Below are 8,315 nucleotides of genomic sequence, written 5' to 3' on the forward strand. Positions count from 1 at the left end.
ATTTTAAACAGTATCACCAAAAAACTCTTTTATTACGCTGGCAACACTATCTCATTGTGGCGATCGCTGTCTCGTGAGAGTATTGGCAAAAATAAATAACCCTTTATTATATCACGAAAGACTTTTGCAAGAGGTCTATTGTACTAGATGTCCAAGGGTACAGACAGGGGGAGAATGTGATTAACTTTCCCTAGGAGCTTTTGTTAAGTTACATTAAGCCCTACAATATAATTCTGGTGAGTTAGACGAAATTCGCTCGATCGCTCGGTCTTATCTGCTCCTAGCTGAGATAGAGAAAAGATAGCGCATCGAGAAACAGAAAAGTTTAGTTCTCAAGCTTTCGTCAATACTGCCCTGTCATCTATCTTGAGTTATAACCTAGTGTCCCAAACCCTACCTAAACCTGCCCTAAAAAGAGAATTTTTGCCATTTACCCTACAGGATGTCCGTCTAGCTATCCCGGCCCGTTGCTTCCAATCAAGTGTTTTTCGCTCTTTAGCCTACTTTTTTTTTGATATTGGCATTATTACCCTACTTTACTGGATAACTTACCAGATTAATCAAGCTTGGTTCTTCCCCCTTTTTTGGTTTATGCAGGGAACCATGTTTTGGGCTTTATTTGTCGTCGGTCACGATTGCGGTCACGGTTCCTTTTCCCGTTATCGTTGGTTAAATAACTTAATCGGTCATCTCAGTCATACTCCCATTCTCGTACCTTTCCACGGTTGGCGCATCAGTCATCGCACCCATCACGCTAATACCGGCAATATCGACACCGATGAAAGTTGGTATCCCGTCACGGAAACCCAGTATAACAATATGGCTTGGTACGAAAAATTAGCTCGTTTTCAGCTAATTTTATTTGTTTACCCGCTTTATCTTTTCCGTCGTTCTCCTAATAAACAGGGGTCCCATTTTATGCCCGAAAGCCCCCTCTTTCGCCCCTCGGAACGGTGGCAGGTACTGACTAGCACCGTTTGCTGTACCTTTATGTTAGGTCTATTAATTGGGTTGGGTATTAGCCAAGGCTTTTGGTTTCTGTTTAACTACTACATCATGCCCTATATCGTCTTTGTGGTTTGGTTGGACTTGGTGACATTCCTACACCACACCGAAGATGATATTCCCTGGTATCGCGGTCAAGATTGGTACTTTCTCAAAGGGGCGCTTTCTACCATCGATCGCGATTATGGCATCTTTAATCCCATCCATCACCAAATTGGTACTCACGTCGCCCATCACATTTTTATCACTATTCCCCACTATCATCTCCAAGAAGCAACCGAGGCCATCCGTCCCGTCTTAGGAGACTATTATCGCATCTCGAAAGAACCGATTTTCAAATCTCTCTGGCGGTCCTACCGCAATTGTCATTTTGTCAGTGACCAAGGCAGTAAGGTTTTTTACCGCAAAAATTGATCCTGTCTTAGCTATGAGGAGGAAACGGCAGAAAAATCTGCCTCCTCCTCTCACACCGAGAATAGTTGCCAAAACTGGCGATAAAGTCTTTGTCTAAAAATGTCGGGGTGAAGACCTGAAGCACTTAGTGCGACATAGATAGTCAACAGTTTAGTTGAAACCCGATTACATTTTCGATCGCTTTGACCAAATCTTGATTAGTCCAATTCCGGTACAGACAAGCGGCGATCGCACATCCCCCCGCACCCACTCCCTCTTTGACAAAACCCTGTTGATAAGCTTGCAAAACCGGGTATTTAGAGGCAGAAAAGTCTAATTGTGTGGCTAATAAAGGCAATTTTCCGATCATGCGGGCTAATCCCACCGTATCCCCCGTTTTATCTTCCGCTACCCAGCGAGTTGTGCCGACGATGATATTTTCCCAGTTAACCGGATAGGCATATTTAGCCACTAGAGCTTGAATTAGGGCAGAAACGGCTAACATTTGGGTTCCTCCGGCGAGGAGTACCCCACCCTGCCCACTGGCGGCGATGGCCATGCCGGCGACGAAAATCTGCTGAGGATCGCCTAGGGCGGCGATTACCTCAAAAGAATCAAAAATTTCTTTTCCGGCTAATCCCTGCTCAACTATTGCCTGTTTCTGAGCATGATTGCACTGGGGATGGCTACTGTTAACTTTGCCGTTGGCTCGATAACCCAATCCGGTGAGGATGGCGAGGGCGGTGGTGGTGCCGCCGACCACGCACTCGCCGATAATTAGATAACTAGACTCGCGGGCTAATTTTTCTCCCCAGGTTAGTCCTTGGGCGAACAGGTGTTTTACTATGGTCAGGTCTAGGGCGCGGCCGGTGGAGAGACAACGGGCCGGTTGTCCCCCCAATTCGATATAATCGACGGCCGGGGGCAAGGGTAAACCGGCGTTAAAAACGAGGACGGGAATGGCTAATTTTTCCACCACGGCGCGGGTAATATAGGCGGGGGAGGCCCCCACCGTTAGGGGGGGTAAGGGATAACGGGGATGGGGTGAAACTCCTTTAACGATAAATTCGGCATCGGCGATCGCTGTATATTTTCTGTCTTCCGGGGTAGCACCGGCGGTGGAGATTCCGGGGATTAATCCCGTCTCGGTAAACCCCAAAACTAGGGCAAATATCGGACAACATTTTTGATGGCGCTGTAACCAATTTTGCCCCCGTTCGATTTCCGTGTAAATTTTAATCATCTGTTGATTTTGTCCTTACTTATCACTATTTCGCTCTCTCCATGAGATGGTCTTTGATTTCAACATATTTAGGAAATAAGTTATCAATACTAGCCAGTTTTGCCTCGTATGCTCAGGCGGTAGCCATAATAATACGGTCAAAAGGATCTTTGTGAATGGGAGATAAATTAACGGCTCTAATGGCAATTTCGGGGGGAATTGAAAATATATCTATTTTAGCCATTGTTAAAGCTTGTTGAATCCACTCTTGAGGAGGATAACTTAGTTCTAATCTTCCCCGTTGGTTAGCAAGGGCTATTTCATAGCAAGAAATGGGTGAAACTCCGAGAGATTCTGCTAACTCCAATTTTTCTAGCCAATGATCGGGAAATCTGTCAAAATTGCCATTTATTAACCACAACCAAATATGCGTATCAAGCACAATTACTTCAGACATTCCCAATCTTCTTCATCTACAACAGGACTGACCATATCACCTAGTATTTTAGCTTTATCCACCATATTCTCAACTGGAAAACGCCGTTTGAATAAGGATGGCTTTTCTTCTAATAAGTTATTTTTGCTGGCGGTGAAATTTTTAATTAATTGATAAAGTTCATCTAGTTGTTCTTCAGGTAAATTATCAATTGCTGTTTGAATAAGTTCTTTAACAGTCATAGTTTTACTCTCTATTTTCTGAACTTGAGTTATACTATAACACAACGGTTCCTTCAATAAAGGGACTCATCTTGAGATTTTACCTAAAATACAGCAGACTAAAAAGACTCATTTAAACCGTTTATTCTTAGATTAGCGGAATCTCCCCTAATGCAAGAGTGCCTCGTCTCAAAAAGTAATTTAAACACTTAACAGCTTATGTCTCCCCTGTCTTCTGCAATTATCGATACTTGGCGACGTTTTTACCGAGATCCCCTGGCAACAATAGGAGCGATCGCATTAATTATAATTATTCTTGCTGTCCTATTCGGTCCGATTTTCTATCGGGTCCCCATCGATACCATTGATTTTAGTCAAACCACTGCTCCCCCCAGTTTAAAACATCTTTTTGGGACTAATGATCTGGGCCAGGATCAATTGGCGAGGATTTTGGTGGGGGGTCGAATTTCCCTAGCGGTGGGCATTGCTGCTATGATGGTGGCGATGATTCTAGGGACAGCGATCGGAGCTATTTCTGGGTTTTACGGGGGCGCGATCGATGGCTTATTGATGCGATTAACGGATTTATTCCTATCTTTGCCCCAATTGCCCCTACTTTTACTGATTGTCTATCTATTTCGCGATAGTATCAAAAAAATCGCTGGACCGGAAACGGGCATTTTTATCCTCGTGGTTTTAGTAATCGGGGGTTTAAATTGGATGTCGGTGGCGCGATTGGTGCGGGGAAATTTCTTAAAGTTACGGGAGATGGAATTTATCTCGGCTGCGATTGCTTTGGGGGCCACTCCTTTCCGTTTAATCTGGGTGCATTTATTGCCTAATGTTTTGGGAATGATAATCGTGGCGGCTACTTTAGCGGTGGGTAATGCGATTATTACCGAGTCAACCCTGAGTTTTTTGGGTTTGGGTTTCCCCCCCGATGTGCCGACTTGGGGACAAATGTTATTTAAAGCTAAAGATTACTTGACAACTGCCCCCCACTTGGTCATTTTTCCGGCTCTGGCTATCGTGATCACAGTGTTAAGTATTAATTTTATCGGTGATGGTTTACGCGATGTCTTCGATCCTAATGTTTAAGGAAGCGTAGAAGTGGATAATTGCCGAAAATTACCCAGAACCTCTATGATGATCAGTAGCGATGGTGAGGAAATAAATACTGTGAGTAGCGTAACTGTCATTAGCGATCAGAAGTTTGACCAAGAGGTTTTTGAGGTCGAAAAACCCGTTTTAGTCTATTTTTGGGCGAGTTGGTGCGGTCCGTGTCGTTTGGTATCCCCCTCGATCGATTGGGTGGCCAAAACCTACGGCGAACGGCTAAAAGTAGTTAAACTAGAAATAGACCCTAACCCCAACTCGGTGGCTAAATGTGATGTGAAAGGTGTTCCTGCTTTACGCATCTTTAAAGATAACGAAATTATTGCCACTCATGAAGGGGCGATCGGCAAACAACAATTACAATCTTTTATCGATACCTATGTCAGCTAATTAGGTATCTGTGGTTATGAATAACTTAACCCTAGCACACCGCTTACAGGCACTACAATCCAACGTTTTTGCCGATATGGATCGGGCAAAAGCTGCCAGTAGAGAAGCGGGTAATACCATTATCGATCTTTCGCTCGGTTCCTCCGATCTTGGTGCTGCTCCCCATGTTATCGATGCTATAGAGCGATCTCTCCACGATCCTCACACCCACGGCTATTTACTCCATAATGGGACCAGAGACTTCCGAGTAACTGCCGCTAACTGGTATAGCGATCGCTTTGGTGTCCCCGTCGACCCGGAAACGGAGGTTTTACCCCTAATTGGTTCTCAGGAAGGCACGGCCCATCTACCTTTGGCCCTTCTCAACCCCGGGGATTTTGCCCTGCTGCTCGATCCGGGTTATCCCTCCCATTTGGGCGGTGTTGCCCTTGCTGGCGGTCAAATCTATGGAATGCCAATTTTGGCAAAAAATGACTTTCTGCCGGTTTTAGAGGACATTCCTGACCTAGTGCTGGCACAATCGAAGCTGATGGTCTTGAGTTATCCCCATAATCCCACCACAGCGATCGCACCTTTGGCATTTTTCCAAAAAGCGGTCGATTTTTGCCGTCAGCATAATTTAGTTTTAATCCACGATTTTCCCTATCTAGACATCTTTTTTGCGGGAACATCGCCCCCCCCGTCAATTTTACAGGCCGATCGAGCTAAAACTAATTCGATCGAGTTTTTTACCTTTTCTAAGTCCTATAATATGGGCGGTTTTCGCATCGGTTTCGCCATTGGCAACCCGCAGTTAATTATGGCTTTGCGACAGATTAAAGCCATGGTTGATTTTAATCAGTATTTGGGCATCCTCAACGGGGCGATCGCTGCTTTAACCGGTAATCAAGATTCAGTCAAGGAAACCGTCGCTATCTTCCAAAAACGCCGGGATGTGTTTATTAATGCCCTAAATCGCATCGGTTGGCCAGTTGCCACCCCGGCCGCCACTATGTACGTTTGGGCGAAAATTCCCCCCAGTTGGCCGGGTAATTCCGTCGATTTTTGTCGGCAATTGGTGGCCCAAACCGGTGTTGCTGTTTCCCCCGGTTCCGGTTTTGGTAAGGGTGGCGAGGGTTATGTGCGTTTTGCCTTAGTTCACGATCCCGATATTCTAGAGGCTGCCGTGGAGAAAATTGGCGCTTTTTTGGGATAAATCTGATATTTAACCTGTGTTTGGCATAAAGCGAAATCCTGATTTTGCTATGGGTTTCTGGCTTTAATACTATCTTTCAACGGTCAAAACTGACAATTAAAAGTAGCTTTAGGGCGTAAAGAAGCGTAATTAGTGAATTTTTGCCCCAAAAATCGCACACCTTTGGAAAAAGTCCTTGACAATTGCTAAAGGAAGGGGGTAGGTTACAATCAGTTTAATTTTATGAAGTTTTATGTCATTAACCCAACTTATAAATCATGGGGGGGGGAGAAGCATAGCTTATCAAAGGCTCTGCTCAAATCCTTTTCCCTAGTCACGGCCACTGCGATCGGATGTGTTGGTATCGCCACCAGTGCCACTGCGGCCAGTTTTTCCTTCGCTTTCGGTACCCCTGGTTCGGGGAACGGTCAGTTCCAAGTCCCCTTCGGTATCGCCGTCGATAGCGGTGGTAATATCTATGTAGCCGATTCGAACAACAACCGCGTACAGGTATTCAACTCCAGTGGTGTCTTCCAGTCCACTTTCGGTAGCCAAGGTTCGGGGAACGGTCAGTTCTTGGACCCCTCCGGTGTCGCCGTCGGTAGCGGTGGTAAGATCTATGTAACCGATACGTTCAACGATCGCGTACAGGTATTCAAACCCAATGGTGACTTCCTGTCCGCTTTCGGTAGCTCTGGTACGGGGGACGGTGAGTTCAGTCTGCCCCAAGGTATCGCTGTCGGTAGCGGTGGTAATATCTATGTAGCCGATACGAGCAACGGTCGCGTACAGGTATTCGACCCCAGTGGTGTCTTCCAGTCCACTTTCGGTACCCCTGGTTCGGGGAACGGTCAGTTCTTGGACCCCTCCGGTATCGCGGTCGATAGCGGTGGTAATATCTATGTAGCCGATACGAGCAGCAGTCGGGTACAGGTATTCAACCCCAGTGGTGTCTTCCAGTTCGCTTTCGGTAGCTTCGGTTCGGGGAACGGTGAGTTCAATACCCCCTACGGTATCGCCGTCGATAGCGGTGGTAATATCTATGTAGCCGATACGAACAACAGTCGCGTACAGGTATTCGACCCCAGTGGTGTCTTCCAGTCCACTTTGGGTAGCCAAGGTTCGGGGAACGGTCAGTTCTTGGAACCCTACGGTATCGCCGTCGGTAGCGGTGGTAATATCTATGTAGCCGATACGGGCAACAGTCGGGTACAGGTATTCAGCCAGGGTCAGCCGCCAGTAGGAACTCCTGAACCTTCTAGTATTATCGGATTAGGCATACTAGGGGGCGGTTTAGTGGTGCGTCGCCTCGCTAAACGGGGTTAATCGGTGTGGGGTGGGGAGATGAGCCGAAATTTCCCTAATTCCCCATCCTTTGCGGTAAAAAGCTTTAATTGTGCTGCTGTCTTTGTAATTCCTCGATCGCGTCGGGGGATAAATCAGTAAATTGGGCGATTTCTGGGATAGAAAAGCCAGCAGATAGCATTTTCAGGGCAATTTGTCGAGCTTTTTCCTCTTTACCCGCTTGCAAGCCTTTTTTTAGTCCTTTTTCCTCGCCTTCCTCTCTGCCTTCCTCTCTGCCTTCCTCTAAAATATCTTGATAGATGACGGATTCTCTCATAATGTCACTGCGAAGGATTTTTTTAATCGTCTCTCGATTGTAATTCCTCGATAGTTGCGGGGGATAAATCGGTAAATCGGGCGATTTCTGGGATAGGAAAACCAGCAGATAGCATTTTTAGGGCAATTTGTCGGGCTTTTTCTTCTTTACCTTCTTGTCGTCCTTCTTGTCGTCCTTTTTCCTCGCCTTCCTCTAAAATATCTTGATAGATGACGGATTCTCTCATAATGTCACTCCGAAGGATTTTTTTAATCGTCTCCCGATTTAATACTAACCCGGCGAGAATACTGGTAGCGGCAGCGAGATTGCTTTGCACCTGTTTTTCGGGGATAGTTTCTAAAGAACGGGACACCTGACTTAACACCTGTTCGGGATCATCGGTATTGCTGAGGATGGCAAAGGGTAATAAACCGGGATGATGGAAAAATTGCGGTGTATTTTCTTCCCAAAGACGGATGACTTGGAAAGAATGAAAGGTTTCCCCCAGACGGAAAGTATTTTCTTGTACTAGGGGGGAATCACTGCGTCGCAGATAAATTACCACTTGACGCATTTGTTTTTGGGGATGACGACGATAGACGCGAATCCGATAATCAAGCATTCGGAAAGGAATTTTGGAGTCGGGGTCGGTTTGAAATTCAGTATGGAGAATCAATTCCTCTGACTGCAACAAAATCAGAGAATCGGCCCGAATGGGGTCTAATTGTAATTCCGTCGGGTCGAGGACGGTTAAGGAG

General features: G+C 45.9%; 9 protein-coding genes and 1 pseudogene. 5 read left to right on the forward strand and 5 right to left on the reverse strand.

Features of this window, described 5'->3' with window-relative positions; translation table 11 throughout:
• The first annotated feature begins 381 nt into the window (after positions 1–381).
• Positions 382–1,419 (forward strand): fatty acid desaturase, encoded by a 1,038-nt coding sequence (locus IM456_RS00745; protein WP_149986969.1) that lies wholly within the window; start codon positions 382–384, stop codon positions 1,417–1,419.
• A 142-nt stretch (positions 1,420–1,561) separates the two neighbouring features.
• Here the strand turns inward: IM456_RS00745 and cobT are convergent, their stop codons facing one another.
• The 3 genes and pseudogenes from cobT to IM456_RS00760 form a co-directional block, all read right to left on the reverse strand.
• Positions 1,562–2,641: a nicotinate mononucleotide-dependent phosphoribosyltransferase CobT gene (gene cobT / locus IM456_RS00750; protein WP_149986968.1), complete on the reverse strand. Its 1,080-nt coding sequence runs from the start codon at positions 2,639–2,641 to the stop codon at positions 1,562–1,564.
• A 25-nt stretch (positions 2,642–2,666) separates the two neighbouring features.
• Positions 2,667–3,077 (reverse strand): annotated as a pseudogene (locus tag IM456_RS00755) (type II toxin-antitoxin system VapC family toxin).
• Positions 3,065–3,298 (reverse strand): hypothetical protein, encoded by a 234-nt coding sequence (locus tag IM456_RS00760; RefSeq protein WP_149986967.1) that lies wholly within the window; start codon positions 3,296–3,298, stop codon positions 3,065–3,067. The pseudogene IM456_RS00755 and the gene IM456_RS00760 overlap by 13 nt, the downstream one beginning before the upstream one ends.
• 198 nt (positions 3,299–3,496) lie before the next feature.
• On the opposite strand from IM456_RS00760, the gene IM456_RS00765 reads away from it, so the two are divergent.
• The 4 genes from IM456_RS00765 to IM456_RS00780 all read left to right on the forward strand — a co-directional run bounded on the left by IM456_RS00765 (position 3,497) and on the right by IM456_RS00780 (position 7,283).
• Positions 3,497–4,375: an ABC transporter permease gene (locus IM456_RS00765; protein WP_287693782.1), complete on the forward strand. Its 879-nt coding sequence runs from the start codon at positions 3,497–3,499 to the stop codon at positions 4,373–4,375.
• A 45-nt stretch (positions 4,376–4,420) separates the two neighbouring features.
• Entirely contained in the window at positions 4,421–4,783 is a 363-nt protein-coding gene (locus tag IM456_RS00770) for a thioredoxin family protein (RefSeq protein ID WP_081106816.1), read from the forward strand.
• Between the two features lie 16 nt (positions 4,784–4,799).
• Entirely contained in the window at positions 4,800–5,978 is a 1,179-nt protein-coding gene (locus tag IM456_RS00775) for an LL-diaminopimelate aminotransferase (protein ID WP_287693784.1), read from the forward strand.
• A 222-nt stretch (positions 5,979–6,200) separates the two neighbouring features.
• Complete coding sequence (locus IM456_RS00780; RefSeq protein WP_287693786.1) at positions 6,201–7,283, forward strand: 6-bladed beta-propeller; 1,083 nt, start codon at positions 6,201–6,203, stop codon at positions 7,281–7,283.
• Positions 7,284–7,347: 64 nt separating this feature from the next.
• On the opposite strand, the gene IM456_RS00785 is transcribed toward IM456_RS00780, so the two are convergent.
• Together IM456_RS00785 and IM456_RS00790 are read right to left on the reverse strand one after the other, a co-directional pair.
• The gene (locus tag IM456_RS00785) at positions 7,348–7,578 is read right to left on the reverse strand and encodes an Rpn/YhgA-type helix-turn-helix domain-containing protein (protein ID WP_287693788.1); all 231 of its coding nucleotides are present in this window, start codon (positions 7,576–7,578) and stop codon (positions 7,348–7,350) included.
• A gap of 22 nt (positions 7,579–7,600) precedes the next feature.
• A partial coding sequence (locus IM456_RS00790) for an Rpn family recombination-promoting nuclease/putative transposase (protein ID WP_287693790.1) occupies positions 7,601–8,315 on the reverse strand: 715 nt, incomplete at its 5' end.

This window comes from Microcystis sp. M079S1 (genome assembly GCF_020246425.1).
GTDB lineage: Bacteria > Cyanobacteriota > Cyanobacteriia > Cyanobacteriales > Microcystaceae > Microcystis > Microcystis aeruginosa.

Bases quoted from the DNA above. Each gene is read 5' to 3' on its own strand.
- cobT (WP_149986968.1), bottom strand. From the start codon at position 2,641: ATGATTAAAATTTACACGGAAATCGAACGGGGGCAAAATTGGTTACAG.
- IM456_RS00760 (WP_149986967.1), bottom strand. From the start codon at position 3,298: ATGACTGTTAAAGAACTTATTCAAACAGCAATTGATAATTTACCTGAA.
- IM456_RS00765 (WP_287693782.1), top strand. From the start codon at position 3,497: ATGTCTCCCCTGTCTTCTGCAATTATCGATACTTGGCGACGTTTTTAC.
- IM456_RS00770 (WP_081106816.1), top strand. From the start codon at position 4,421: ATGATGATCAGTAGCGATGGTGAGGAAATAAATACTGTGAGTAGCGTA.
- IM456_RS00775 (WP_287693784.1), top strand. From the start codon at position 4,800: ATGAATAACTTAACCCTAGCACACCGCTTACAGGCACTACAATCCAAC.
- IM456_RS00780 (WP_287693786.1), top strand. From the start codon at position 6,201: ATGAAGTTTTATGTCATTAACCCAACTTATAAATCATGGGGGGGGGAG.
- IM456_RS00785 (WP_287693788.1), bottom strand. From the start codon at position 7,578: ATGAGAGAATCCGTCATCTATCAAGATATTTTAGAGGAAGGCAGAGAG.